20 protein-coding genes and 1 pseudogene are annotated in these 26,290 nt (G+C 73.2%); 14 read left to right on the top strand and 7 right to left on the bottom strand.

Annotated features, from left to right (window positions below; all coding sequences use genetic code 11):
- Positions 1 to 127 precede the first annotated feature (127 nt).
- From AB0I21_RS53460 to AB0I21_RS53440, 5 genes are all read left to right on the top strand, one after another.
- Positions 128 to 4,288 carry an FtsK/SpoIIIE domain-containing protein gene (locus tag AB0I21_RS53460; RefSeq protein WP_360573132.1) on the top strand — a complete coding sequence of 1,387 codons (4,161 nt, stop codon included), beginning with the start codon at positions 128 to 130 and terminating at the stop codon, positions 4,286 to 4,288.
- 80 nt (positions 4,289 to 4,368) lie between these two features.
- On the top strand, positions 4,369 to 5,877 hold the full coding sequence (locus tag AB0I21_RS53455) for a protein kinase (protein WP_360573131.1): 1,509 nt from the start codon (positions 4,369 to 4,371) through the stop codon (positions 5,875 to 5,877).
- 13 nt (positions 5,878 to 5,890) lie between these two features.
- A complete protein-coding gene (locus AB0I21_RS53450) occupies positions 5,891 to 6,868 on the top strand; it encodes a MoxR family ATPase (RefSeq protein ID WP_360573129.1) in 978 nt (325 codons plus the stop codon).
- Entirely contained in the window at positions 6,865 to 7,983 is a 1,119-nt protein-coding gene (locus AB0I21_RS53445; protein ID WP_360573127.1) for a DUF58 domain-containing protein, read from the top strand. Before AB0I21_RS53450 ends, AB0I21_RS53445 begins: the two co-directional genes overlap by 4 nt.
- Before the next feature lie 23 nt (positions 7,984 to 8,006).
- The gene (locus tag AB0I21_RS53440) at positions 8,007 to 10,121 is read left to right on the top strand and encodes a transglutaminase domain-containing protein (protein ID WP_360573125.1); all 2,115 of its coding nucleotides are present in this window, start codon (positions 8,007 to 8,009) and stop codon (positions 10,119 to 10,121) included.
- On the opposite strand, the gene AB0I21_RS53435 is transcribed toward AB0I21_RS53440, so the two are convergent.
- Positions 10,115 to 10,477: a DsrE family protein gene (locus tag AB0I21_RS53435; RefSeq protein WP_360573123.1), complete on the bottom strand. Its 363-nt coding sequence runs from the start codon at positions 10,475 to 10,477 to the stop codon at positions 10,115 to 10,117. The genes AB0I21_RS53440 and AB0I21_RS53435 overlap by 7 nt on opposite strands.
- Positions 10,478 to 10,750: 273 nt before the next feature.
- Here AB0I21_RS53435 and AB0I21_RS53430 point away from each other — a divergent pair, with 273 nt between their 5' ends.
- Positions 10,751 to 10,954 (top strand): hypothetical protein, encoded by a 204-nt coding sequence (locus AB0I21_RS53430; protein ID WP_360573121.1) that lies wholly within the window; start codon positions 10,751 to 10,753, stop codon positions 10,952 to 10,954.
- Positions 10,955 to 11,677: 723 nt separating this feature from the next.
- On the opposite strand, the gene AB0I21_RS53425 is transcribed toward AB0I21_RS53430, so the two are convergent.
- The 4 genes and pseudogenes from AB0I21_RS53425 to AB0I21_RS53410 all read right to left on the bottom strand — a co-directional run.
- Positions 11,678 to 12,850, bottom strand: a complete 1,173-nt coding sequence (locus AB0I21_RS53425) for an FAD-dependent oxidoreductase (protein ID WP_360573119.1) — start codon at positions 12,848 to 12,850, stop codon at positions 11,678 to 11,680.
- Between the two features lie 87 nt (positions 12,851 to 12,937).
- A complete protein-coding gene (sigJ, locus tag AB0I21_RS53420) occupies positions 12,938 to 13,888 on the bottom strand; it encodes an RNA polymerase sigma factor SigJ (RefSeq protein WP_360573117.1) in 951 nt (316 codons plus the stop codon).
- 165 nt (positions 13,889 to 14,053) lie between these two features.
- Positions 14,054 to 15,805, bottom strand: a complete 1,752-nt coding sequence (locus tag AB0I21_RS53415; protein ID WP_360573136.1) for a serine hydrolase — start codon at positions 15,803 to 15,805, stop codon at positions 14,054 to 14,056.
- Between the two features lie 282 nt (positions 15,806 to 16,087).
- Positions 16,088 to 16,414, bottom strand: a pseudogene (locus AB0I21_RS53410) (hemerythrin domain-containing protein); the annotation flags it as partial.
- A gap of 236 nt (positions 16,415 to 16,650) precedes the next feature.
- Between AB0I21_RS53410 and AB0I21_RS53405 the strand changes: the two are divergent.
- Positions 16,651 to 17,535 carry a LysR family transcriptional regulator gene (locus AB0I21_RS53405; protein ID WP_360573115.1) on the top strand — a complete coding sequence of 295 codons (885 nt, stop codon included), beginning with the start codon at positions 16,651 to 16,653 and terminating at the stop codon, positions 17,533 to 17,535.
- 30 nt (positions 17,536 to 17,565) lie between these two features.
- Here AB0I21_RS53405 and AB0I21_RS53400 read toward each other — a convergent pair whose 3' ends face one another.
- On the bottom strand, positions 17,566 to 18,366 hold the full coding sequence (locus AB0I21_RS53400) for an anti-sigma-D factor RsdA (RefSeq protein ID WP_360573134.1): 801 nt from the start codon (positions 18,364 to 18,366) through the stop codon (positions 17,566 to 17,568).
- A gap of 90 nt (positions 18,367 to 18,456) precedes the next feature.
- Entirely contained in the window at positions 18,457 to 19,035 is a 579-nt protein-coding gene (gene shbA, locus AB0I21_RS53395; protein WP_360573113.1) for an RNA polymerase sigma factor ShbA, read from the bottom strand.
- A gap of 164 nt (positions 19,036 to 19,199) precedes the next feature.
- Here shbA and AB0I21_RS53390 point away from each other — a divergent pair, with 164 nt between their 5' ends.
- Genes AB0I21_RS53390 through AB0I21_RS53360 form a run of 7 tightly spaced genes read left to right on the top strand, consistent with a single transcriptional unit; the run spans position 19,200 to position 26,274 of the window.
- Positions 19,200 to 20,165: an ABC transporter ATP-binding protein gene (locus AB0I21_RS53390; protein ID WP_360573111.1), complete on the top strand. Its 966-nt coding sequence runs from the start codon at positions 19,200 to 19,202 to the stop codon at positions 20,163 to 20,165.
- Positions 20,162 to 20,923, top strand: coding sequence for an ABC transporter permease (locus AB0I21_RS53385; protein ID WP_360573109.1), 762 nt, complete (start codon positions 20,162 to 20,164; stop codon positions 20,921 to 20,923). Before AB0I21_RS53390 ends, AB0I21_RS53385 begins: the two co-directional genes overlap by 4 nt.
- 1 nt (position 20,924) lies before the next feature.
- On the top strand, positions 20,925 to 21,728 hold the full coding sequence (locus tag AB0I21_RS53380) for an ABC transporter permease (RefSeq protein ID WP_360573107.1): 804 nt from the start codon (positions 20,925 to 20,927) through the stop codon (positions 21,726 to 21,728).
- Positions 21,725 to 23,011, top strand: a complete 1,287-nt coding sequence (locus tag AB0I21_RS53375) for an MCE family protein (RefSeq protein ID WP_360573105.1) — start codon at positions 21,725 to 21,727, stop codon at positions 23,009 to 23,011. Before AB0I21_RS53380 ends, AB0I21_RS53375 begins: the two co-directional genes overlap by 4 nt.
- Positions 23,008 to 24,045 carry an MCE family protein gene (locus AB0I21_RS53370; RefSeq protein WP_360573103.1) on the top strand — a complete coding sequence of 346 codons (1,038 nt, stop codon included), beginning with the start codon at positions 23,008 to 23,010 and terminating at the stop codon, positions 24,043 to 24,045. Before AB0I21_RS53375 ends, AB0I21_RS53370 begins: the two co-directional genes overlap by 4 nt.
- On the top strand, positions 24,042 to 25,031 hold the full coding sequence (locus AB0I21_RS53365) for an MCE family protein (RefSeq protein WP_360573101.1): 990 nt from the start codon (positions 24,042 to 24,044) through the stop codon (positions 25,029 to 25,031). Before AB0I21_RS53370 ends, AB0I21_RS53365 begins: the two co-directional genes overlap by 4 nt.
- Before the next feature lies 1 nt (position 25,032).
- The gene (locus AB0I21_RS53360; RefSeq protein WP_360573099.1) at positions 25,033 to 26,274 is read left to right on the top strand and encodes an MCE family protein; all 1,242 of its coding nucleotides are present in this window, start codon (positions 25,033 to 25,035) and stop codon (positions 26,272 to 26,274) included.
- Positions 26,275 to 26,290: the final 16 nt, after the last annotated feature.

The following is a 26,290-nucleotide window of genomic DNA, read 5'->3' as shown; positions in this document are numbered from 1 at the left end:
TGCAACACCCGGCCGAGAGGTGGAGCAGCCCGTACGGACGGCTCATCGCCATCAAGATCGGCGCTGTCGCCGTCGTCGCCGGCAGCTGTGGCTGGCCGGCCGGCCGCTGCCCGGCACCGCGCGGCTGGTGGACCTGACAGTGCCGATCGGCGCGCTGCTGCGCACCGACGCCGGACCAGGCGGTCCGGAACATGACCGGGACGGGGTCGAGCTGGTCGCGGTCGGCGGGGCGGGCGGCGCGGCGCGGGCCGCGCTCCCCGCCGGCGGCACGGTCAGCGTCGGCCGGGCACCCAGCAACGACCTGGTGATCGCCGACCCCGAGGTCAGCCGGGTCCACGCGACGGCGCGGCCCACCGCGACCGGGTTCGAGATCGCCGACGCGGGCTCCCGCAACGGCGTCGCGCACCGCGGGGTGCGGCTCGTCGGCGCTGCCGAGGTCGCGCCCGGCGAGGTGTTCTCCGCGGGCGAGACCGTCCTCACCGTCCGGCCCGTCGATCCGGCCGACGGGCCGGTCGGGCCGGTCGCGGAGGACGGGACGGTCCCGTACAACCGGCCGCCGCGCATCGGCGCACCCGCGGCTGTGGCGCGGCTGAGCGTGCCGCGGCGGCCGGAGCGGCCGCGGGCGGTGCGCTTTCCGCTGCTGGTGATCCTGCTGCCGCTGGTCATCGCCGGGGTCATGTACAAGCTGCTCCCCGGCGCCGGCTACTTCCTGATCTTCCTGGCGTTGTCGCCGGTGCTGATGCTGGCGACGGTGCTGTCCGACCGGCGCAGCGGCCGCAACGAGCACCGCGCGGCGGTGAAGGAGTACGAACGGGCGCGGGCCGCCCTGGTCACCGATCTCGAGCGGCTCGCCGACGAACAGGGCCGGGCCGGCCGTGACGCCTGGCCCGACCCGGCCCGCCTGCTGGGGATCGCGAGCGGTCCCGGCCGGCGGCTGTACGAGCGCCGGCCGGCCGACCAGGACTTCCTGCACGTCCGGCTCGGACTGGGCACCGCACCGGCACGGGTCGACCTTGACGGTGAGTTCGACATCCCCGCCGTCGAACACCTGCCGTCCACCGTCGACCTGGCGGCGGCCGGTGTGCTCGGGCTGGCCGGTCCCAGGGCAGCGGTCCTCGCCACGACCCGTGCCGTGATCGCGCACCTCGCCACCCTGCACGCCCCGCACGACCTGGGGATCGTGGTGCTGACCGGCACGGACGAGGCACCGGAGTGGGAGTGGGCGAGCTGGCTGCCGCACACCGTCCCGCACACTGCCGACCTGGCGTGCCAGCGGATGATCGCCACCGACGCGGAGCAGGCCCGGGCGCGGCTGACCGAGCTACGCCGGATCGTGGCGGCGCGCCGGGCCGAGCGGCAGGCGGCGCTGCGCGCGTCGGTGCCGGCCGGCCGGCGGATGATCGTGGTCGCGGACGGGGCCCGGCGGCTGCGTGGACTGCCGGAACTGGCCGAACTGCTCACCGACGGCCCGGATGCAGGGGTGTACGCGATCTGCGTGGACGTCGAGGAGACGGACCTGCCGGCTGAGTGCCGGGCCACCGCCGTGATCAGCTCCCCGTCGGGGACGCGGGCCCGGCTGCGGCACCCCGACGGGCGGGTCCTGGACAACCTGCTGCTGGACCGGCTCGGTGCGGCCGACGCCGCCGCGCTGGCGCATGCCCTCGCTCCGTTGCGGGTCCTCGGCGGCCGCTCCGGCGACGACGGGGGACTGCCGGACACCGTGCGCCTGCTCGACCTCGTCGGGCTCGGGCACACACCCACCGCGGAGGCGGTCGCCCGCAGGTGGGCCGCCAGTCCCGGCGGGCGGTCCGCGACCGTGCCGCTGGGGGTCGGCGCCGGCGGACCGTTCAGCATCGACCTGAGCCGGGACGGGCCGCACCTGCTCATCGCCGGCACCAGCGGCGCCGGCAAGTCCGAACTGCTGCAGACCCTCGTCGCGGGCCTGGCCCTGGTCAACCCGCCGGATGCGCTCGCCGTCGTGCTCGTGGACTACAAGGGCGGCAGCGCGTTCGCCGAATGCCGGAACCTGCCGCACTGCGCCGGCATGGTCACCGACCTCGACGGGCATCTGGTCGCGCGGGCGCTCGCCTCGCTCAGCGCCGAGCTGCGCCGCCGGGAGGCGCTGCTCGCCGAGGTCGAGGCCAAGGACATCGCCGAGTACTGGGCCACGACCGGCGGCCGGCTGCCCCGCCTGGTGATCGTGATCGACGAGTTCGCGTCGCTGGTCGAGGAGGTGCCGGAGTTCGTCACCGGCGTCGCCGGGATCGGCATGCGCGGGCGCAGCCTCGGCGTCCACGTCGTCCTCGCCACCCAACGACCGGCCGGTGTGGTCAGCGCCGAGCTGCGCGCCAACCTGAACCTCCGGATCTGCCTGCGGGTCACCAGCGCGAGCGAGAGCAGCGACGTCGTGGACGTCCCCGACGCCGTGCGGCTGTCCCGGCACCTGCCGGGCCGGGCCTACCTGCGCGCCGGCCACGGTGACCTGGCGCTGCTGCAGGCGGCGCGGATCGGCGGTCCGCGCTCCGCCGTGGTGGACGCCGACGAGTCGGAGGTCCTCGTGCGGGCCCGGACGGTCGGCTCGCTCGGCCACCAGCCGCCGCCGCCCGCCGCGCCCGCCGACGGCGCCGAGACCGACCTGGCGGTCCTTGTCGACGCGATCCGGGGCGCCGCGGAGCACGCGGGACTCGCCGCGCCGGCCAGCCCGTGGCTGCCGCCGCTGCCGCCGGTCGTGGTCGCCGCCGATCTGGCCGGTCCCGCCGTGGACGGACTGGTCCGCGTCGCGGTCGGCCTCGCCGACCTGCCGTCGCAGCAGGCGCAGCGACCGTTCGTGCTGGACCTCGCGTCGACCGGCCCGGTCCTGGTCGCGGGCATGGCCCGCAGCGGCCGGTCCACGGCGCTGCGGACGATCGCCGCCGGGCTGGCGAGCGCCGCCGGGCCCGCCGACGTCCACCTGTACATCCTCGATCAGGGCAACCACGCCCTGGCCGGGCTCGCCGGGCTGCCGCACTGCGGCGCGTACGTGGACGGCGACGACACCGACCGCACGGCGCGCGTGCTGCGGCTCCTGGACGCCGAGATCGGCCGGCGTCAGCGGCTCCTCGCCGCCGGCGGGCATGCGTCGCCGGCCGAGCAGCGGGCCGGTTCCAGGGACCCGCTGCCGTACCTGGTGCTGATCATCGACCGGTACGAGACGTTCCACGCCCGGTTCGCCGAGCTCGACGGTGGCCGGCTCGTCGACGCCGTCGACGCGCTGCTGCGGAGGGGTCCCGCGGCCGGCGTGCTGACCGTGCTGTCCACGGATCGGTCCGGGTTCACCCACCGGCTCGCCGGTGCGGTCGCGACGCGCCTGGTGCTCGCCCACGCGGACCGCGACGACCTCGCCGCGTACGGGATCAACCCGCGGGAGGCGCCGGGCGAGATGCCGCCCGGCCGGGCGATCGCCTGCCCCGGCAGGCAGAGCGTCCAGGTCGCGCTGCTCGACCCGGAGCCCGACGGCGCCGCGCAGGTCGCCGCGCTGGACCGGCTCTGCGCGGCGACCCGCCACCGCTGGGACGGCGTGCCCGCCGACGCGCTGCCCCAACGCGTCGACCCGCTCCCATCGATGATCACGAGCACCGATGCCGAGGCGCTGCGCAGCGCGCCGCGGGCCGCCGGCGCGGTCACCGTCGGCGTCGGCGGTGACCAGCTCGGCCCGGTCGACGTCGACCTGGCGGAACTGGGCAACGCGTTCCTGATCTCCGGGCCACCGCGCTCCGGCCGCAGCGGCGCGCTGCTGCAGGTCGCCCGGTCGCTGGTGGCGCGGCCGGCGCCCGTCGTGGCCCTCTGCCCGCGCCGGTCGCCGCTGACCGACCTCGACGGGCTCGCCGCCGCCCTCGTCGGCACCGAGGACGCCGCCGACCTCGCGCTCGTGCTGCAGGAGGTGGGTACGCCGGTTGCGGTGCTGGTCGACGACGCGGAGCTGCTCGCCGAGGGCCCGGCGGCGCTGACCCTGGAGACGCTGGTCCGGACGGCCCGCGACGCCGGCAGCGTGATCGTCGCCGCCGGCACCACCGACGACCTGCAGCAGCACCGTTACCGGGGCTGGCTGGCGATGCTCCGGCGGGCGCGGACCGGTCTGCTGCTCAACCCACTGTCGCATGTGGACGGCGAACTGTTCGACATCCGGCTGCCGCGCTCGACCGCCGGCGGCTGGCCGGCCGGCCGCGGTCTGCTCGTCACCCGTGGACAGTACTCGGCGGTACAGGTTCCGGCGGCGTCGAGCACCGAACCCCGTGAGTCGGTGCGATGAGCGGGAGTCGCTATGGTGTGGACACCGCGGTGCTGACGCGCCGCCCATCCGCTGCGGACCACACCCCCACTGTGGAGATCATGACCGACGATCCGGCGGCTCAGCCGACGCTGCCACCGACAACGCCCTACACCCCGGCCGGGTCGCCGCTGGGCAGCGGTTACCTCCGTGACAGCGTGATCGGCCAGGGCGCCAACGGCCGGGTCTGGCGCGGGATCCGCCGCGCGGACAGCCAGCCGGTGGCGATCAAGGTGCTCCGGGAGGAGTACGCGGCGGACCCCGAGGCGGTCGCCCGGTTCCTGCGGGAACGCAACGCGCTGCGGGCCGTCGTCCACCCGAACCTCGTCCGGGTGCTGGACCTCGTCGTCGAAGGCGACACCCTCGCGATCGTGATGGAGCTCGTCGACGGGCTCGACCTGCGCGGCGCGACGAAACGCGGTTTCACGACCGACCGGGCGGTGACCGTGCTCGCCCAGGTCGCCGGGGCACTGGCCACGGTCCACGCCGCCGGCATCGTGCACCGCGACGTGAAGCCGGAGAACGTGCTGATCACCTGGCGCGGCGGCGAGCCGTGGGCCCGGCTCACCGACTTCGGCATCGCGAAGGTCGCCGGCGGCGAGGACCTGACCCAGCAGTCCATGGTCGTCGGCACCCCCGCGTACCTGGCTCCCGAGCTGGCGATGGGCCGGCCCGCGAGCCCGGCCGTCGACGTGTACGCCCTCGGCGTCACCGCGTACGAGCTGCTGGCCGGCCACCGGCCGTTCGCCGGCGACCACCCGATGGCGCTGCTGCGGGCGCACCTGGAGGAGGAACCGGCCCGCCCCGACGGGCTCGCCGACCCGGTGTGGTCGGTGATCCAGGCCTGCCTGGCCAAGCGGCCCGCCGACCGGCCCGAAGCGGCCGCCCTCGCCGAGCGGTTCGCCGCACTGCAGGGGCACACCGGGACGTTGCCGCCGGACGCGCCGCCGCCGACCCCGGCCCGGCCGATCGACGTCGCCTTCCGCGCCGCCGCGCCGGAGACAGACGCCTCGCCGGGAGCCGGCGCGCCGCCGGCGGGAACCCTCGCACCGGCCGGCCCGCAGTCCCCGTCAGCCGACCACGACGATCTGCAACCCACCGCCGGGGCGACCCTGCCGGTGCCGGACGCGCCCGCGCCCGAACCGGCCCGGCGGCGCCTGCTGGCGCCGTTCCTCGGCCTGCTGACGCTGCTGATCGCGGCGACCGCCGTCGGCCTCTGGACCGGCCGGCCCGACGGCACCGGCACCCCAGCGACGGCCGGGACCAGCAGCGCCGCCGGTCCGAAGAGCCAGCTCTACCCGGTGCCGGTGACCGCCACGTCACCCCAGGCGGGCGTCGTCCGGCTGGACTTCCGCGACGCCTCCACCATCCCCGGCTTCGTCTCGTACGTGATCTTCCGGGACCGCGAGAAGATCGGCGACGCGTCCAAGGACCAGCTGTCGCCGTACCTGGTGCGCGGGCTCGACCCCCGGACCGAGTACTGCTACCAGATCTGGGCGCTCGTCATGACCGACGTGCCGCCGCCGCCCGGACCACCAGCCCCGTGCCTGGCCGCCACCGGCGGTAAGTGAAGGAGTGCCCCCGATGTCCCAGGCAAGCGACCCGGCCGGCTACTTCGCCGAGCAGTACACCACCATCCATGGCAACGTCTCAGGCGCGCTCACCGGCAAACCCGACGCCGTCCGTCTCGCGCTGACCTGCTTCTTCGCCGGCGGGCATCTCCTCGTCGAGGACGTGCCGGGCGTCGGCAAGACGACCCTCGCCAAGTCGATCGCCGCGTCGATCGACGCCGACTGGCACCGCATCCAGTTCACCCCCGACCTGCTGCCCTCCGACATCACCGGCAGCACCGTCTACGACCAGCACAGCGGCGAGTTCTCCTTCCGGCCCGGACCCACCTTCGCCCATCTGGTCCTCGCCGACGAGATCAACCGCGCGTCGCCGAAGACGCAGTCGGCGCTGCTGGAGGTGATGGAGGAGCGGCAGGTCACCGTCGACGGGCGCAGCTACCCGGTGCCCGTGCCGTTCCTGGTCGTCGCCACCCAGAACCCGGTCGACCTCGAAGGCACCTACCGGCTCCCGGAGGCGCAGCTCGACCGGTTCCTGCTGCGGATCAGCATCGGCTACCCGGACGTCGACGACGAGCGGGACCTGCTGCTCGGCCGCTCCCGCACCGGGACCGCCGCGCGGCTCACCCCCGTCACCACCGTCGAGCAGATCCGCTGGATGATCGAGTACGTCCAGCAGGTGCACGTCGCCGAGCAGATCGCCGACTACGTGGCCCGCATCGCCGCCGCGACCCGCGCCGACCCGCGGCTGCAGCTCGGCGTCAGTCCCCGCGGCAGCCTCGCGCTCCTGCGCGCCGCGCAGTCCTGGGCCGCCACCGACGGACGCGGATACGTCGTCCCCGACGACGTCCGGTCCGTCGCGGTCGCCGCGCTCGCCCATCGGCTCCTGGTCCGCCCGCAGGCCGAGATCGAGGGCGTCCGCCCGGCCGACATCCTCCGCGACGTCCTCGAAACGGTGCCGGTGCCGGTGCCGGAGGTGGCCGGACGCCGATGAGACCCACCGGCACGGGCCTGGTCGTCGGGCTCGGCGGCGGCGCACTGGCCGCGACGGGCCTGACCGCCGGCCTGCCGACGCTGGTCGGGATCGGCGCCGCCGGGCTGACCCTGATGCTCGGCGCGGTCGCCCTGGTACTCCTACCGGCCCGCCTCGACGTGACCCGTGCCGCCACCCGGACCCGGCTGACCGTCGGCGACGCGGTACGCGCCGGCGTCACGGTCGTCAACGCCGGCCGGCTGCCCACCGGCGTCTTCGAGATCCTCGACTCCTTCGACGGCGAACCGCAGCGGATCGCGGTCCCGCCGCTGGCACCCGGTGCGCGGTTCGACGACTCGTACGAGATCAGCACCCGCCGCCGCGGCGTCATCGCGCTCGGACCGGTCCGGCTGGAACGCCGCGACCCGCTCGGGCTGGTCCGCCGCGGCGAGCCGCTCGCCCCCGCACTGTGGATCTGGGTGCACCCGAAGATCCACCCGCTCAAGGCACTGCCGATCGGCGTCGCCGTCGACTTCGAGGGTGAGATGATCGACCGCGCGCAGCACGGCTCGACCGCGTTCGCGTCGCTGCGGGAGTACCGCGCCGGCGACGACTTCCGGCAGATCCACTGGAGGACCACGGCCCGCGTCGGTGACCTCGTCGTGCAGGACCGCGTGGACACCACCGAACCGTCCACCACGGTCCTGCTGGACACCCGCGCGGCGGTGCTGTCACCGGAGCGGTTCGAGGAGGCGGTCGCCTTCGCCGCGTCGGTGGTGTCGGCCGCCGGCCGCGGCGGCCACCCGGTCACGCTGCTGTGCACCACGCCGACGGACCCGCCGCCGGTCACCGCGCTCGACCGGCTCGCCGCGGCCGTCCAGGACGGCGGCGACGAAACCGGACTGCTCGCGATGGTCCGCGGCACGCCCGGCGGCGGGACGATCGTCGTCGTCAGCGGCGAACCGGGCGGGCTCGTCCCGCTCCTGGGGGCGCAGCGGCGACGGTACGCCCGCATCGTGCTCGTGCAGATCGGCGACGCGACCGGGACGTCGTTGCGCTCCGGGGTCTCGATCATCTCCGCGCCGACCGCCGAGGTGGCCGCGCAGGCGTACACCCGGCTCGGCGGTGGACGGTGACCGAAACGGCGCCCCGACCGGCCGTGACAGGACCCGCCGCGAGGAAACCCGGCGCGGCGCTGCCGCGCGCCGGACTGGCCGGGCTGCTCGCGTTCGCCCCGGTCGTCGCACTGGCGCCCGCATACGGGCGGACCGGCGTCGAGGCGCTGACCGAACCGGCGTACGCGCTGCCGATGCTCGGCGCCGTCGCGCTCGCGCCGCTGGCGTGTCTGCTCGTGACGGCCGCGTCCGGCGAGGCCCGGCGCGTCCCGCCGGTCACCAGGCTGACGATCGCGCTCGCCGCGCTCGCCGGGTACGTGTTGCTGATCTTCGGGCTGTCTCCGGTGGAGCTCGCCGCCGGCCCGTTCCGGCTGCTGACCAGCATCCCGCCGCTGGACCCCGACGGCGCCGAGCTCGCGGCCTGCACGCTGTTCGCCGGGCTCGTCGCGATCGGCACGGTCGAACCGGCGCTGCGCCGCACCGCCGCCGGGTGGTCGCTGATCGCCCCGGTCCTGGGCACCGGCATCGCCGTCCTGCTCGCCGTCCCGGGCCGTCCGGCCGCCTGGCTCGCGCCGGCGTTCGCCACCGTCACCGTCGGGCTGCTCGCGACGACCGCCCGCGAACGCCGGCCGGTCTCGGCGGCCTCCGCCGGATTCCGGCTGCTGCCATCGGTCGCCCTGCTGGCCCTCGCCGCCATCGGTGCCGCCGGCGGGTTGCTCGCCACACCGCTGCTGACCCTCGCCGGTGCCCCGGAACCGGTCGACCTGCGGCTCCTCGCCGACCAGACCGTCCAGCCGCGGGAGGGGACCAGCCCGCTCGCCCAGTACCCCGCCCTCAGGTCCGGCAAGCTGACGTTGCGGCTCACCGTCCGGTCGGCGCAGCCCTCGACGCGGCTACGGTTCGCGACGCTGGACCGGTTCGACGGGACGTACTGGACGAGCGCCGCCACGTACCGCCGTGCCGGGACCCGCCTGCCGGCCCCCGACCGGGACGGCGTCACCGTCGAGGACGAGGTGCACGTCGAGGACCCCGGCACGTTCGGCTGGCTCGTCGCGACCGGCCGACCGGTCCAGGTTTCCGAAACCGGGCTCGGCGTCGACACGCAGACCGGTGACGTCGTCATGCCGGCCGGCCGCCCGGTTCCGCGGCAGTACACGGTCCGCAGCGTGGTGACCGAGCCCGACCCGGCCGCGCTCGCCGGTGACACACCCGCTGCGTACACCGGAGAACGGCCGCCCGCGACAATCGTCGGTCACGCGAGCCGGCTGGCCGGCGCGAACGGTGGATACCCGGCGCTGCGCCGGCTCGCCGACCAGCTCGCGTTCGACGGCGGCTTCTCCGTGAGCTCGTCCGACCGGCCACCGACCGGCCACGGCCTGTTCCAGATCGACCGGCTGCTGACCAGCCACTCGGGCACCGCCGAACAGTACGCGTCGGCGTACGCGCTGATGGCCCGGGCCCTCGGCTACGACGCCCGGGTCGTCGTCGGCTTCCGCCCGGCGACACCCGGCAAGATCACCGAACGGGACGTCGACGCCTGGGCCGAGGTCCGCTTCGCCGGCGCCGGATGGGTCGGGTTCTACCCGACGCCGGGCTCGCGGCAGCGTGCGCCGGAGCCGCAGCCGGCCGAGCAGGACGAACCCGTCGAGCCCGCACCCACCACGACCCCGGCACCCCTGACCGCCCCCTCCGGCGACTCCACAGCGGACTCCTCGGCGACCGGCGGGCCGGCGGCCGGCGGCGGTCCACAGTGGATCCTCGCCGGACTGGCGGCCGGCGTCGCCGTCATGCTGCTCGCCGCCCGCCCCGTTTCGCGTGGCCTCGTCAGACGGCGCAGAAGGACCGCGCCCGACCCGCGCCGGCGGATCTACGGCGCCTGGCTGGACGCCCTCGACCGGTACGCCGACGCCGGCCTCGCCTGGCCAGCGTCCACGACATCCGGGCAGGTCGCCGCCGCGGCGGCGGAGCGCTTCCCCGCCGTCGGCGAGCCGACCCGCAGACTGGCCCGCCTCGCCGACGCCGCCGGGTACGCGGCCGCGCAACCGACCACCGGGGACGCTGAGCACGCGTGGACGCTCAACGGGGTGGTGCGCGGCGAACTGGCGAAGGCGACCCCCTGGTGGCGTCAGCTGCTACCGAGGCGGCGACCCAGTCAGTAGCTGAAGGTCACGGCAGGGTCGTCACCGATCCACTGCCACATCTGCACGGTGCCGCCGGGTTCCGCGTTGCCCCGGAATCCGGCCGGGTCGACCTTGCGGGCCTGCACGCAGATCGGGCACACCAGGAACGTGCCGCCGGCCTTGGCGTACCGGTCGAGGAGATCCGCCAGCGCCGGGCAACCGTCGCAGGCGACGGCCTGGGCGAATCCGTCGGTGGCCAGCCGGACCGCCTCCTTGGTCAGGAACATCAGCGTCGGTCGTCCCTGCTCGGCTGCCCCCACGGCGACGAGGAACGCGACGGTGACCGTCTCGGCATCCTCCAGACCCGTGTTGAGGCTGATCACGGCCTTGTTCATGGTGTTGCCCCTCGGCTCGGTGCGATGGTTTCGGCGTCGGTGATCAGGGTGCTCCGAGCCGCGCCACCGGACATCCGTGCGCGGCACGGAAATCTGCACGGACGCCACGTCAGTAGAGGGACAGGTGCTCCTGGGCCGATCGGTCGTACCATGGGCGGTGTGACGTCCGGGCGGAGCCCGGCGCTGCCGCGACCCCGCGACGAAAGGGCAACCTGGGGGTGCGTCGGCGCCGCTGTCCGACTCACCCTGAGGTATCGAGAGGGGGTGAGCCGCATGACCGGAACCCTTCTGACGCCGGGCGACGAGATCGACGTCGTCGTCACGTCGACCAAGCCGTTCGGGCTCTTCGTCGAGTCTGACGCTGGTTTGTCAGGGCTCGTCCGCGGTGGCAGTGCCGCGGTCGGCGCCACGCTGCGCGTCCGCGTCGTCGAATTCGACGCGGACGAGTCGCGATTCAGCGCGATGCTCCTCGGCTGACAGCACCGGCCCGGTCGGCGATGCCGCGCCGACCGGGTCCTGCCACCGCCGCGAGAGGAGTGTCGACAAGCCTCTCCGCCGAGACGCGGTCCGGGCCGCAATGACGATGCGGCCCGGACCGCGGTCACGGACGCGCGCACCTGGAGGCGTTGCCGGAGCCTGGTGCCCGTCGTAGTCGACGACACACCGCACCCACTCGTCGCCGTCCGGGGTGCAGGTGCTCGTCGTGGGTTTCCGCACCCCGGCGGCGGCCAGGACGATCGACTCGGCTCGGTAGCGGGCGTGCTGGCCGAAGCCGGCCCCGGATTCGGGTGGTTCACGGTCCGGCCGGGTCACGTCGGCGACCGTGGCCGTCACCGGCGTGCCGCGATCCTTCCACTCGTCGTGGTCGAACATCCCCGGCAGCCACGGCAGGACCTGCCAGCCGCCGAAGGCCAGCGCCACGGCCACGCCGGCCGGGACCCAGCCCCACCGCCGCATCGAGCGCACCCGCGAACGGGGCGGCGCCGGTTCGCCGCTCTCGGGCTGCGCCGGTAACGGACCGTCCGGTCGTGCCGCGGTGCCCGGCAGAAGTCGGTTCAGGAAGTTCATGTCCACCCCCCGGACCCCGACGGTAGCGACCCCGGCGCCACACCTGGCGCCGTGCGTCGATCGCGGTCCCATGCGGTGTCCCACCGTCACCGCCGATCGCTCCGCACGACGGATGTCCCCGCACCGCCGGCGCTACGCCGTCGCCTCGACCGTGCGTTCCACGGTGACGGGGTGGCGGCGGGTGGGCATGCCCAGCATCGGGTTGGCGACGCCCCAGGCCGCGCCCTTGCAGATCAGCTCCTTGTAGACCGCGGCGAGCCGACCGGTGAGGACCGCGGAGACGGCACGGTCGTCGGCGGTGACGTACTGGATCAGGCCCTCCCTGCGGCCCAGCGAGATGCACTGGTTGAAGTAGCGCAGCGGGGCGTTCGGCAGCTTCCCGCCGGTCAGGCGTGCCGCGATCGCGTCGGCGGCCTGCCACGCCATCGGGGTGCCGGACGCGCACGACATCCGCAGCGGCTTGTCCCCGGCGCCCATGGCGAAGGCGGCGTCGCCCACGGCGTACACCTCCGGATGGGACACCGACCGCATGGTGCCGTCGACGACGATCCGGCCGGTGTCGGTGACCTCCAGACCGCTCGCCTGCGCGATCGGGTGCACCGCGAACCCGGCGGTCCACACCGTGACCGCGGCCGGGATGGTGCGGCCGTCCGCGGTGACGACGGCGTCGGCCTCGACCCGGGCGACGTCGGCGTGCTCGTGCACGGTGATCCCGAGCCGGGCGGCGACCTTCCGCAGGTGCGCACGACCCTTGTCCGACAGCCAGTCGCCGAGCTCACCGCGGGCGGCGAGCGCGACCTCGAGGTCCGGACGCGCCTCGGCGATCTCGGTGGCGGCCTCCAGCCCCGTGAGGCCGCCGCCGACGACGACCACGGGCTGCCCGGCGCCGAGGCGGGCCAGGCGGTCCCGCAGCCGCAGCGCGCCGGGGCGGCCGGCGAGCTCGTCGGCGTGCTCGGCGGTGCCGGGGACGCCCTGGGCGTCCCAGCCGCTGCCGAGCGCGTAGACGAGGGTGTCGTACCGGAGTTCCTCACCGCCGGCCGTGACGGTCCTGCGCTCCACGTCCACGGCGGTGACCTTGGCGATCCGCAGCTGGACGCCGGTGCCGGCGAGCATCGCGCTGAACGGCCGCGGCTTGAGCGTCTGGCCGGTCGCCAGCTGGTGCATGCGGACCCGTTCGACGAAGTCCGGCTCGGCGTTGACGAGGGTGATCGCGACGTCCTCGCGGCGCAGCCGCTTGGCGAGCCGGCCGGCGGCGATGGCCCCGGCGTACCCGGCGCCCAGAACGATGATGCGGTGCTGCTGCATGTCCCTGCTCCTGTCTTGCGGTGTGCCCCTTGAACCGGGCGGCCCGCCGTTTGCTGACAGGAACGTGGTGTGAAGCAGCTCACATACTCACTGGAACGCGGTGAACAGGGGTTTCCCATGGTCGCCGGCGGCCGCCCAGCGCTCGGTCGCGCGGTCGAGCTTGTCGGGGTTGACCTGGTTGCGCAGCGCCGCGATACCGCCGGCGGTGACCTCCAGGCACATGACCCCCACGACCCGCCCCTCCACCACGGCCACCACGGCCGGCTCCCCGTTGGCGGTCGTGGCGTAGATCCCGGGCGCCCCGCCGGCGGCGGCGCGCTTCGCCTCGCCGGGCGCGAACAGGCCCCGCACGAACCTCGCCACCGCGAGGGCACCCTCGAACGCCTTCGCCCGCGCCGGCACCTTCCCGCCGCCGTCGCCGATCGAGACGGCGTCTCCGGCGAGCAGCCGCACGAGCGGCTCGGTCCGCCCGCTGGTCGCGGCCGCCAGGAACTCCTCGACGATCCGCCGTGCCGCGGCCTCGTCGATCTCCGTGCGCGCCCGGCCCTGGGCGACGTGCTGCTTGGCCCGGTGGAAGATCTGCTGGCTGGTGGCCTCCGTGATGTCGAGGATCCCGGCGATCTCCCGGTGCGGGTAGTCGAACGCGGCGCGCAGCACGTACACCGCCCGCTCGTTCGGCGTGAGCCGCTCCATCAGCGTGAGCACCGCGTAGGACACCGACTCGCGCTGCTCCACGGTGTCGGCCGGACCGAGCATCGGATCCCCCGCGAGCAGGGGCTCCGGCAGCCACTGCCCCACGTACACCTCGCGCCGCGCCCGCGCCGACGCGAGCTGGTTGAGGCACAGGTTGGTGAGGACCTTCGTCAGCCAGGCCTCGAGCACCTCGATGTGCCCGTGGTCGGCGCCCTGCCAGCGCAGGAACGTCTCCTGCACCGCGTCCTCGGCCTCCGCCGCGGAGCCGAGCATCCGGTAGGCGATGGCCTCCAGCCGCGGCCGGGCCACCTCGAACCGCTCAACGTCTCCAACGGTCAGAGCCATGACCACACGGTACGTGCTTCGCTCCGCCGGTCCTGCCCCGGCCGCGGCGTTCCACCCTCGGGGCCTCGAACCGGGCGGCGCCGGGCCCCGCCGATCGCCGCCGGTTGCATCGAGAACAGTCGGTGTCGCTGGATGTGGCCACCTCAGTGCCTGGCCGCTGGGCGCTCAGTCCGTCGGCTGAGCCTGCCGGGCCTGCCGGTCGCAGAACACCGCTTCGATCAGCCCGGCCAACGCCTTGGGGAACACTGCTGCCGGGTCGATGTCCCTGATGGTCAGCGAGGCGGTCACGGTCCTGCTGCCGTCGGGCCTGCTGATCATCAGCGCTCCGTAGCCGCCCGGAGCGCCGCCGTTGTGGTGCACGATCGTGCCATTGCCCGGGCCCAGGTCCTGCACCCACAGCCCCAGCCCGAGGCCGAACTTGCCGTGCGGCGTGAGCATCTCGGCCAGCAGCGGGGCCGGCAGCAGCTTGCCGCCCAGCAGCGCGGTGATGAAGGTGCGGAGGTCGCCGGCGGTCGAGATCAGGTCACCGGCGCCGGCCAGCAGGGAGGGGTTCTGGCGGCTGACGTCGGCCACCTTCCACTCGCCGGCGTCCTGGTAGCGGTAGTAGCCGTGGGCGTGCGGCCCGGGGAGATCCGGCGAGGTGGTCGACACGACGGTGTCGGACAGATCGAGCGGCCCGAGGATCCTGCGCTGCGCCTGATCGGCGTAGGAGCAGCCGGTGACCTTCTCGATCAGCAGCAGAGCCAGCGTGTAGTTGGTGTTGGCGTAGCTCTGGTCGGTGCCCGGCTCGAACCGCGCCGGCTTGGCCAGCGCGAACCGCACCAGTTCCTCGGGCCGGTACGTGTGGAATCGGTTGTCCACCCACTCCTTGCCCTGCGAGGGGAGCCCCATCACGAACGTCCCGTCGGGGTCGGGCTCGCCTGTGTAGTTGTACAGCCCGCTGGTGTGCTGCAGCAGCATCCGGACGGTGATCCGCTCGTCCAGTCCGAACTCGGGCAGGTGGTCGGCCACCGGGTCGTCCAGCCCGAGTTTGCCCTCTCCCACCAGCTGGAGCACCACGGTGGCGGTGAACGTCTTGAGCACACTGCCCGCCCAGACCTGCCCGTTCGCCGGCGGCTCGGCGGTCTCGCCCAGTTTGCTCACTCCGGCGCGGCCGGCCCAGTCGCCCCGCTCGTCGTGGATGTGCATCTCCGCGCTGCCGAAGCCGGCGTCGACGAACGCCTCCAGGATCCGCTGCAACTCCGGACGATCCTGCCCGCCGGCCACGTCGTCGGCCGGGAGGTTGTGGGCGGTGATGTCGCCGTTTTCGGTGGTCGCACGGATGTCCAGCTGGGCTGCGGCACCTTCGGAGTTCTTGAGCGTGTTGCGGATCCGGCCGGAAGCGGTGCCGGCGTCCAGGGAGGCCGAGACTCCGTGCGCGGCGCCGACCGAGATCGCACCGTGCTGCGTGCGCAGCACGACCGTGCCGCGCACGGCCTCGGTGATGCGGATGTCGCCCTTCTGGGTGCTGATCTCCGCGGGGCCGCCCAGACGGCCGACCGAAATGTCGCCGGCGTGGGCGACAAGGCGCACGCTCGCGGCCTCGTCGAGGTCGACCGCGCCGTGCGCGCCGTCGAAGGTGACGTCGCCGAGCCGTCCCACGGCGCGGAACTCGGCGGCCGCCTTCGCCTCGATCCGCGAGCCGGTGGGAAGCCGAACCGTCAGCTCGACGGATCCGGAGGGGCCGAGGATCTGGTGTTGCGTCGCGGTCCGGACCCGCAGGATGCCGTCGCTGTATGCAACGGTGGTCTGCTCCGCGGCCTTCACGTCGCGGCTTTTCGAGGCGTCCGCGGGCAGGACCTCGACCGTGGTGTCGGCCCGATCGGTGGCGACGACCCGGACGGCGGCAATCGGGGCCGGGGTGTCGAACTTCTGCATCTTGCTCTCCAGGGGTTCGTTCGGGCATCCCCACTGACAGGGACGCCCATCGCGGATGTGGATGTGGAGGCGATCGGCAAGCCGATCACGGAAGCCGTGCCGGGTCTTGTCGGGAGAGCCGTACGGCTCCGGGCTCCATCGGCCGTGACCGGATGGCGGGACACCGCTGCGCTTGCTGTGGACCTCGAAGGCCGCCCACTGCGATGCGGGGAGTGACCGCCGGATCAGCGGAATCACCGTCTGTTCCTCGTGCGCCAGATGTCCTCGCAAGCCGGTGACGAGGGAGTCGGCCAGAGTTCCGAGCTGGACGAGGCAGGCTTCAGGACCGGCCAGCAGTTCGTCGATCGTGGCGATGAGCTGGTCGATGGCCGCGTGTTCGGCCTCCATCGCCTCGAGCAGCACCAGCTCGCTCGGCCGGTCGGTGACCTGCCGGCGCAGCGCCGGCCACAGCACCTCGTCCTCCGCACGGTGATGGCCGCGCACGGTTCGCTTGAACATTCGCCAGCCGGCCGCCGTTCGCAGGACCCGCCGCGGATCATCGTCGATCCGGACGGTGACACGGGCGATGTCTGCCAGTTCCCGACGCAGTACGTCGTGCGTGGCGTACATCGCGGTCATGTCCAGGGGCATGGTTTGTGACTGTGCCGATGGACCGTGCGGCGATCAACGACGACTTCGGCGGCTCTGCGGTAACACCCGGGTTATCACAACGCGCTGACCTCGGAGTTCACGTGGCCCCCGCCCCGCCCCTGTGACGTTCGTGATCGTTTTCGGAGACGCCGGCCGGTAGGCTGGTCCCACCGCGGACCGGAGGCAGGCATGGAAATACGAGACGTCGAGATCTTTTGACCCTCGCCACCGAGCTGCACTTCGGGCGCACCGCCGAGCGGCTGCACGTCTCACCGGCCCGCATCAGTCAGGCCATCAACCAGCAGGAACGCCGCATCGGCGGAGCCCTGTTCGACCGCTCCAACCGCCGCCAGGTCCGGCTCACCCCGCTCGGCCGCCAGCTGCGCGATGACCTCCGGCCGGTCTACGACGGCCTGCGCGCCGGCCTCGAACGCGCTCAGCTCGCCGCCCAGGGGATCACCCACGTGCTCCGCGTCGGCATGTTGCCCGTCAACGGCTACGACCTGCGCCCCGTCTGGGAAACCTTCCGGGCCCGCCACACGGGCTGGAAACTGCGCCTCCAGCAGGCATCCTTCGTCGACCCGTTCGCCGGGCTCCGCAACGGCGACATTGACGTCCTCGTCGCCTGGCTCCCGGTCGAGGAGCCCGACCTCACCGTCGGCCCGATCATGTTCGCCGAGTCCCGGGTCCTGGGCGTGGCCGCCGACCATGAACTCACCCGGCGCACATCGATCCCGCTGGAAACGCTGGGCGATTTTCAGCAGCCGGAGGTGCCGCCGCCCACTCCGGAGTATTGGCTCGACAGCTACTTTCCCACCCACACCCGCACGGGCAGGGTCATCGAGCGCGGGCCGGTGGTGCGCAGCCAGGAGGAGTACCTCACCCTGATCAGCACCGGGGAGATCGTCACGCTCTTCCCGAGCCACGTGACCCGCTACTGGACGCGGCCGGACATCACGTTCGTGCCGATGCGCGACATGAGCGCACTGGAATACGCACTGGTGTGGCACACCGAGTCGGAGACCGACCCCATCCGGGCCCTCGCCCAGACCGCGCGCGATCTCGGCCCTGTCAGCACATCAGACCTGACCGTGCGCTGACGCAACCGGATCGGACCAGGCACCATCTACTTAGGGCAAGCCGGGCAGTGGTATCGACGACGGCAACGGCAGGGACGGCAGGAGCGAAGGCAGGTCGGGGACGGGGATGCCCGGGGCCGGCGACTGGCCGCCGCCGGGATTGCTGCCGCCGGGATTGCCGCCGCCACCGGGTCCGTCCGTGGTGGTGCCGGGCGACGGCGCGGGGCTCGGCCCGGTGGTGCCTGGTGTGGAGCCGCCGCCTGTGGACGATGGCTGCCCCGTCGGGGCGGACGCGGCGGGCAGCGAGCGGCGGATCTCGTCGATCCGGTCGAGCAGTCGCTGGCGCGTCGCTGGGTCACCGACCTGCTGTGCGTAGCCGGTGGCGGTGTCGAGCAGGCGGCGAGCCTCGTTGTAGCGGCCGGCCGCGGTCGCGTCGGCGGCCTGCGCGATGGCGTGCTCGGCGGCGCGGGTGTCGACGACCTGCGGGTACAGCACCCGGGTGATCGGCCACAACGGACCGTCCGGGCTCGAACGGTGCGCGCCGAGGGCCAGGCCGCCGAGGATCAGCGCGGCCGCCGCCACGCCGGCGAACATACGGCGCAGGCCCGTGCCGCGCTGCCGGAGCGGCGCCGGTTCGGCCACATCCTGCCCGTCGGCGGTCGGTTCGGTCGGCATGATGAGGATGTCGTTCGCGGGAAGGTCGGTGTCGAGTTCGGCCCGCCATGCGGCGAGTAGACCGGCGAGGTCGTCGCCGTCCGGTGCCGGCTCGCCCCGGCCGAGGGCGTCGAGCAGCGTGTCGTCGGCCTGGACGGCGGCCAGGTCGACGGGCTGCTCGCCGCGCTGCTCGCTCATGCTCACGCCGTCACCTCCGCTTCGCTCCGGCGCCGCCGCGAGCTGACACTGCGCCCATGGTTCGCGCTCCTCCGCTGCGCTGCGGACCGCTCACGCCGCCACCTCGCCCAACATGTCACCAGCCAGCGTACGCAGCCGGGCCAGGGCCCGGGACTGGGCGACCCTGACGGCGGGTGCCGACATGCCGACGATCACGCCGACCTCTTCGGCCGGCAGTCCGACCGCCACCCGCAGCAGGACGATCTCCCGCTGCTGCTCGGGTAACAGGGCGAGCAGCCCGGACAGTCGTCGCGCCACGTCGGTGCTCATCGCCTGCTGCTCGGGGCCGGGCGCCGTGTCGGGGCGGTCGGCGAGCGTGTCGTCCGGCGCGGTTGCGGCGTCGCGAACGGCGGCGCGCTGGGCGTCGGCGACCTTGTGGGCGGCGATGGCGTAGACGAAGGCGGTGAACGGGCGGCCCTGGTCGCGGTAGCCGGGCAGTGCCCGTAACAGCGCGAGGCACACCTCCTGCGCGACGTCGTCGGCGGTCGTGTAGGCGCCGCCGACGCGGCCGAGGCGGGCCCGGCAGTATCGGACGATACCGGGATGGAGCTGGGCGAGTAGGGCCGCCATGGCGTCCGGATCGGCCCGTAGGGCCCGATTGACCAGGTCTTGTTCGATCGCTGCCGTCATCGCGTGGGGTGTGCCGCCTTCGTTACCGGGGGGTAACGGCACCGTATCCACCGACGTCGGTTTGCGCCAGCCGGGCGGTGCTCGCGAAAAAGTTTCCGCCGAGGTGTTACGTCCGGCGCCCCTCCCGCGATGTCTCCAGCAAGGGGTTCGGGCAGGGAGGCCGGATGGGCGTCGAAGTGCGGGTCGAAGGACTCACCAAGTCCTTCGGCGGCCAGCCGGTGTGGTCCGACGTGTCGCTGACGCTGCCGGCCGGCGAGATATCGGTCCTGCTCGGACCCTCCGGCACGGGCAAGTCGGTGTTCCTCAAGACGCTGGTCGGGCTGCTGCGGCCGGACCGGGGCGCGATCTGGATCGGCGATCACGACCTCACCCGCCTCACGGAGCGGCAGCTGTACGAGGTGCGCAAGCTCTTCGGCGTGCTGTTCCAGGACGGCGCCCTGTTCGGCTCGATGAACATCTACGACAACGTCGCGTTCCCGGTGCGCGAGCACACTCGCAAGCCGGAACGGGAGATCCGGGGGATCGTCGGCGAGAAGCTCGAGATGGTCGGCCTGCTGGGCGCGGAGAAGAAGCTGCCCGGCGAGATCTCCGGCGGCATGCGCAAGCGCGCCGGCCTGGCCCGTGCACTGGTGCTCGACCCCGAGATCGTCCTGTTCGACGAGTCCGACTCCGGCCTCGACCCGGTCCGCACCGCGTACCTCAACCAGCTGATCATCGACCTCAATCAGCAGATCGACGCGACGTTCGTGATCGTCACGCACGACATCAACACCGCCCGTACGGTCCCTGACAACATCGGCCTGATCTACCACGGTCACCTGGCGATGTTCGGGCCGCGGGAGATGCTGCTGTCGAGCACCGAGCCGGTCGTCCGGCAGTTCCTCAACGCGCAGCGGATCGGCCCGATCGGCATGTCCGAGGAGAAGGACGCCGATGAGCTGCGGGCCGAGGCCGACGCGGGTGTCGAGCTGCCGCCGCTGCCGGCGATCCCGCTGCAGCTGCAGCCGGCGAACGGGCTGCCCCGGCGCGCGGAGCGTCTGCCCGGCCAGTGGTGCCGGGACAACCGGGTGACACCACCGCCCGGATCGTTCGGCACCGAACAGGGCAGCGAACTGGGCGCGATCCGATGACCGCGCCGCTGCGTCAGTCCGGGCTGTTCTTCGCGTTCTGCCTCGACGCGCTGCGCGGGCTGACCCGCCGGCCGTTCCAGGTGCGCGAGTTCCTGCAGCAGGCGTGGTTCGTCAGTTCGGTGTCGATCCTGCCCGCCGCGCTGGTCTCGGTACCGTTCGGCGCCGTCATCGCGTTGCAACTCGGCTCGCTGGTCCGCCAGCTCGGCGCCCAGTCGTTCACCGGGGCGGCATCGGTGCTCGCCGTAGTGCGCGAGGCCGGCCCGATCGTCACCGCCCTCATCATCGCCGGTGCGGGCGGCTCGGCGATCTGCGCCGACCTCGGCGCCCGGAAGATCCGCGAGGAGCTCGACGCGATGGAGGTGCTCGGCATCGACCCGCTGCACCGGCTCGTCGCCCCGCGGGTCGCCGCCACGATGCTCGTCGCGGTCCTGCTCAACGGCCTCGTCAGTGTCGTCGGCGTGAGCGGCGGCTACTGCTTCAACGTCGTCATGCAGGGCGGCACACCTGGCGCCTACGTGGCGAGCTTCCAGGCGCTGGGGCAGCTGCCGGACCTGGTCGTCGGGGAGATCAAGGCGCTGGTGTTCGGTGCCGTGGCGGCGCTCGTCGCGTCGTACAAGGGCATCACCGCGCGCGGCGGGCCGAAGGGCGTCGGTGACGCGGTCAACCACAGCGTCGTCATCACCTTCATGTTGCTGTTCGCGCTGAACTTCGTCATCACCGCCGTGTACTTCCAGGTCGTCCCGCAGAAGGGGAGCTGAGATGCCGGTCCTGCGACAGCTCGACAACCTCGGCGGGCAGCTGGCGTTCTACCTGCGGGCGTTCGCCTGGACGCCGCGCACGATCCGCCGGTACAAGCGGGAAGTCGTCCGGCTGCTGGCCGAGGTCAGCTTCGGCACCGGGGCACTCGCCGTGGCCGGCGGCACGGTCGGCGTCATCTGCTTCATGACGTTCTTCACCGGCACCGAGGTCGGGCTGCAGGGATACCAGGCGCTCGACCAGATCGGCAGCAGCGCGTTCACCGGCTTCATCTCGGCCTACTTCAACACCCGGGAGATCTCGCCGCTCGTCGCCGCGCTCGCGCTTTCGGCGACCGTCGGCTGCGGCTTCACCGCGCAGCTGGGCGCGATGCGGATCTCCGAGGAGGTCGACGCCCTCGAGGTGATGGCCGTGCCGTCGCTGCCGTTCCTGGTCACCACGCGGATGATCGCCGGTTTCATCGCGGTGATCCCGCTGTACGTGCTGGGCCTGCTGTCGAGCTACCTGGCCACTCGCACCATGGCCATCGTCTACTTCGGACAGTCCGCAGGCACCTACGACTACTACTTCCACCTGTTCCTGCCGCCGGAGGACGTACTCTGGTCGTTCGGCAAGGTCATGGTGTTCAGCGTGATCGTCATGCTCGTCCACTGCTACTACGGCTACACCGCCGGCGGCGGCCCGGCCGGCGTCGGCGTCGCGGTCGGCCGCGCCGTGCGGCTCGCGATCGTCGCGGTGAACGTCGTCGACTTCTTCCTGTCGCTGGCCATCTGGGGCGCGACCACGACGGTGCGGATCGCCGGATGAACGCCAGACACCGGGTGCTCGGCATCGCGTTCGTCATGCTGCTCGGCGCGGCGCTCGGCCTCGCCGTGCTGCAGTACCGCAAGACCTTCGCCGACGTGACCTGGGTGACGCTGCGGACCGGCCGGACCGGCATGCAGCTGAGCCCCGGAGCGGACGTCAAGCTCTTCGGGGTCGTCGTGGGGGAGGTGCGCACGGTGTCCAGCGACGGCACCGGTGCGCGGCTGCGGCTCGCGCTCGACCCGGCGCTGGTGCCGCAGATCCCCGCCGACGTCAACGCCCGGCTGCTGCCGAAGACGCTGTTCGGCGAGCGGTACGTCGCGCTGCTGCCGCCCGCGAGCACCACCGGGCGGGCGATCCGCGACGGCGACGTCATCACGCAGGACCGCAGCGAGAGCGGGGTCGAGCTGGAGCAGGTGCTCGACAACGCGCTGCCGCTGCTGCAGTCGATCCAGCCGGACAAGCTCGCCGCGACGCTCGGCGCGCTGGCCACCGCCCTGGAGGGCCGAGGCACGCGGCTCGGCCAGCAGCTGGTGACCCTGGACCAGTACCTGGCCGCGCTCAACGAGCAGATGCCGCTCATCGCCGAGGACGTACGCCGGCTCGCCACCGTGCTGGACGTCTACGACGGTGCGCTGCCGGACCTGCTCGCGATCCTGCGCGACGCGTCGGTGACCGCGACGACCGTGACGAACCAGCGCACCCAGCTGGCGGCGCTGTTCGCGGACACCACCGAGGCCGCCGACGCCACCCGCCTCTTCCTCGAACGCCACGGCGACCAGCTGATCCAGGTCGGCGACGTCAGCCGTCCGCTGCTGGAACTGCTGGCCGCCTACGCACCGGAGTACCCCTGCCTCATGAACGGTCTCGTCGCGCTGCAGCCGCGGGTGGAGCAGGTCTTCGCCACCGGCCGGATGCGCATCACGCTGGAGATCACCCGCGACAACGGCAAGTTCGAACAGGGCCGGGACGAGCCGGTGTACGGCGCGAACAACGGCCCCAACTGCCGCGGCCTGCCCGACCCGCACGTCCCCGCACCGCAGACACCGATCAACGACGGCTACGACTACGGCGCGGCCCGCCCCGGGTCGCCGAAGCTGCCGGTCGGTCTGCTGCCCGCCACCGCGGCGGCGCTGCCCACCGCCGACGCCGCCACCGCGGAGGAGCGCCGGCTGCTGCAGCCGCTGCTCGGCGCGCAGCTGGGCGTGCCCCCGGCCGAGGTGCCTGACATCGCGGTACTGCTGTGGGGCCCGCTGCTGCGCGGAGCGGTGGTGAACGCACCATGAACCGGGCCGTGCTCGCTCCACTGCTGAAGCTGACCGCGTTCGCGGCGGTGACCGTCCTGCTCACCGCGATGCTGGCGCAGACCCTCGGCGCCTTCTCGTCCGGCGGCACCGTCTACCGGGCCCGGTTCACCGACGTCACCGGGCTGCTCGCCGGCGACGACGTGCGCATCTCCGGCGTGCAGGTGGGCAAGGTGCGCGACATCACGGTCGTCGACAACACCGTCGCCGAGGTCACCTTCACGGCCGCCGATGACGTCCCCCTCACCACGACCGTCCACGCGACGATCCGCTACCGGAACCTGGTCGGTCAGCGGTACATCGCGTTGAGCGAGAGGCCCGGCGACTCGCGGCCGCTGGGCCCGAACGGGCTCATCCCGCAGTCGCAGACGACCCCGGCGCTGGACCTGACGGTGCTGTTCAACGGGTTCCGGCCGCTGTTCACCGCGTTGACCCCGCAGGCCGTCAACCAGCTGGCGTACGAGATCATCCAGGTCCTGCAGGGCGAGGGTGGCACCGTCGCGAGCCTGCTGCGGCGCACCGCCTCACTCACCGGCACGCTCGCCGACCGCGACGCCGTCATCGGCCGGGTCGTCACGAACCTCAACGCCGTCTTGTCCACACTGGCCGATCACAGCGGCGAGCTCGACGAGACGATCCTGCAGCTGCAGCAGTTCGTGTCCGGACTGGCTGCCGACCGGGTCGCGATCGGCGACGCACTGGTCAACCTGGGCGACCTGACCGGCGCGACCGCGTCGCTGCTCGGCGACGCGCGGCCGTCGCTCGCGGCCGACGTCGACGCGCTCGGCACGCTGTCGACGACCCTCAACGACAACGCCGCCGTCATCGACGAGACACTCGCCGGGCTCCCCGACCGGTACAGCTCGCTGACCCGGGTCGCGTCGTACGGCTCGTGGTTCAACTTCTTCCTCTGCGACTTCGACGGCCACGTCAGCGTCGCCGGGCACGGCGACCTGAACCCGGCCACGTTCAGCTCGCAGGCGGCGCGCTGCACGACTGCGGGAGGTCGCGCGTGAAACCGTTCCGGGAACGCGATCCGCGCGTGATCGGCGCGGTCGGCCTCGCAGCGCTGGTGGGCCTGGTGGCCGGGGCGTTCCAGCTCGACGCCCTCGACACGCTGACCGCCCAGGGCTCCTACCGCGCCGCCTTCCGCGACGCGAGCGGCCTGGCACCGGGCAACGAGGTCCGCGTCGCCGGTGTCCGTGTCGGCGAGGTCACCGCCGTCGACCTGGCGCGCGGCGGCGCCGGCCCGTACGTGCGGGTGCGGTTCCGCCTCGACGACCACGCCGTGCGGCTGGGGAAGGCGACCAGCGCGACGATCCGCATCAAGACCGTGCTGGGCCAGAAGTACCTGGCACTCGCCCCCGACGGGCCGGGCCGGCTCGCTGAGGACGCCGAGATCCCGCTGGAGCGCACCGCTGCCCCGTTCGACGTGGTCCAAGCGGTGACCGGGCTGGCCGAGACGCTCGACGAGATCGACACCACGCAGCTCGCGACGGCGTTCACCACACTCGCGCAGACGTTCGCCGACACCCCGGCGAGCGTGAAGTCGTCGCTGGACGGGCTGTCACGGCTGTCGGAGACCGTCGCCGACCGAGACACCGAGCTGCGGGAACTGCTCGCCCGCGCCCACGACGTCACCGGCGTCCTCGCCGCCCGGGACGAGGAGTTCCGCAAGCTCGTCGCCGACGGCAACGCGCTGCTGGCGGAGGTCAACCGGCGCAAGGACGCGATCCACGACCTGCTCGTCGGCACCAACGCGCTGGCGACCCAGCTGTCGGGCCTCGCAGCCGACAACCGCGAGCAGCTCCAGCCGGCCCTGCAGCAGCTGCGCGGCGTCGTCGCCACGCTCCAGCGCAACCGCGACAACCTCGAACAGACCATCCAGAACATGGGGCCGTTCGTCAACGCGTTCGCGAACGTCGTCGGCAACGGCCGCTGGTTCGACTCCTACGTCGCGGGGCTGCTCCAGCCCTACCAACCCACGACGGGAGGGCGCTGAGATGCGTTCACGTCGCCTCATCGCGATCGTCGCGGTGCTCGCCGTGGCCGCCGCCGCGGTCGTGGTCGTCGCCACGCGCGGCGCACCGCAGCGGCAGCTCGTCGCACACTTCAGCCGGGTCGTCGGCATCCACGAGGGCTCATCGGTCCGGGTGCTCGGCGTGCGCATCGGCGAGGTGGTCTCGGTGACCCCGCAGGGCCGCACGGTCCGCGTCGAGATGCGCTACGACGCGAGCCGGCGCGTCCCCGCCGACGTGCAGGCGCTCATCATCCCGCCGAGTGTCGTCAGTGACCGGTACGTGCAGCTCGCCCCTGCCTACAACGGCGGCGCCGCGATGCCCGACGGCGGCGACGTGCCGCTGCAGCGCACCGCCGCGCCGATGGAGATCGACGACATCTACCGGGCCCTCGACGAGTTCAACAAGGCGCTGGGTCCCGAGGGTGCCAACGCCGACGGCGCGCTCAAGGACCTGGTCGCCGCCGGGCGCGCGAACCTCGAAGGCAACGGGGAGGCGCTGCACACGACCCTCGGCGACCTCTCCCGCGCGCTGTCCACGCTGGCCGACGGCCGTCAGGACCTGTTCGGCACAGTCGCCAACCTGCAGCTGTTCACCACCGCGCTGGCCCGCAGCGACCAGCAGGTGCGGGCGTTCAACCAGCAGCTCGCCACGGTGGCCGGTCAGCTGGCCGGTGAGGGGGACGAGCTGGCCGCCGCGCTGCGCAGCCTCGCGACCGCGCTCGCCGACATCACCACGTTCATCAAAGAGAACCGCGAAGCACTGAAGTCCAATGTGGACGCCCTCGCGGACGTCACGGGCATCCTGGTCCGCCAGCAGAAGGCGATCATCAACATCCTCGACGTGACCCCGCTCGCGGTGTCCAATCTCAACCTCGCGTACAACGCCCGGTCGGGGACGATCGACACGCGGGACAACGCGCTCGGCCCGTACGATCCGGCGAGCTACGTCTGCTCGCTCATGGTCGACCTCGTGCCCACGCCGCAGATCCCCAAGGAGTGCTTCGCGCTCGCCCAGACCCTCAATGCCAAGAAGCTGCCCATGACCGAGCAGCTGCGCAAGCTCCTCGGCCTGCCGGCGGCTACGGGTGGGGCCGACGCCGCCGCCCCACCACCGACCGGCGGGGGGGGGGCGCGCCGGGGGGGGGGGGGGCGGCGGGGCCTTCTACCTTGGGGTGCTGGGTGTGGTTCCGGCGGCCCCCGCGGGGTCGGGGCGCCCACGGCATGAGCGGGCTCTCTGTGAC

It is taken from the genome of Dactylosporangium sp. NPDC050588, from assembly GCF_040654975.1.
In the GTDB taxonomy this organism is placed as follows: Bacteria; Actinomycetota; Actinomycetes; order Mycobacteriales; family Micromonosporaceae; genus Dactylosporangium; species Dactylosporangium maewongense.
The sequence above is the reverse complement of the archived record's forward strand: the minus strand, read 5'-3'. Positions and strand labels throughout refer to the sequence as shown.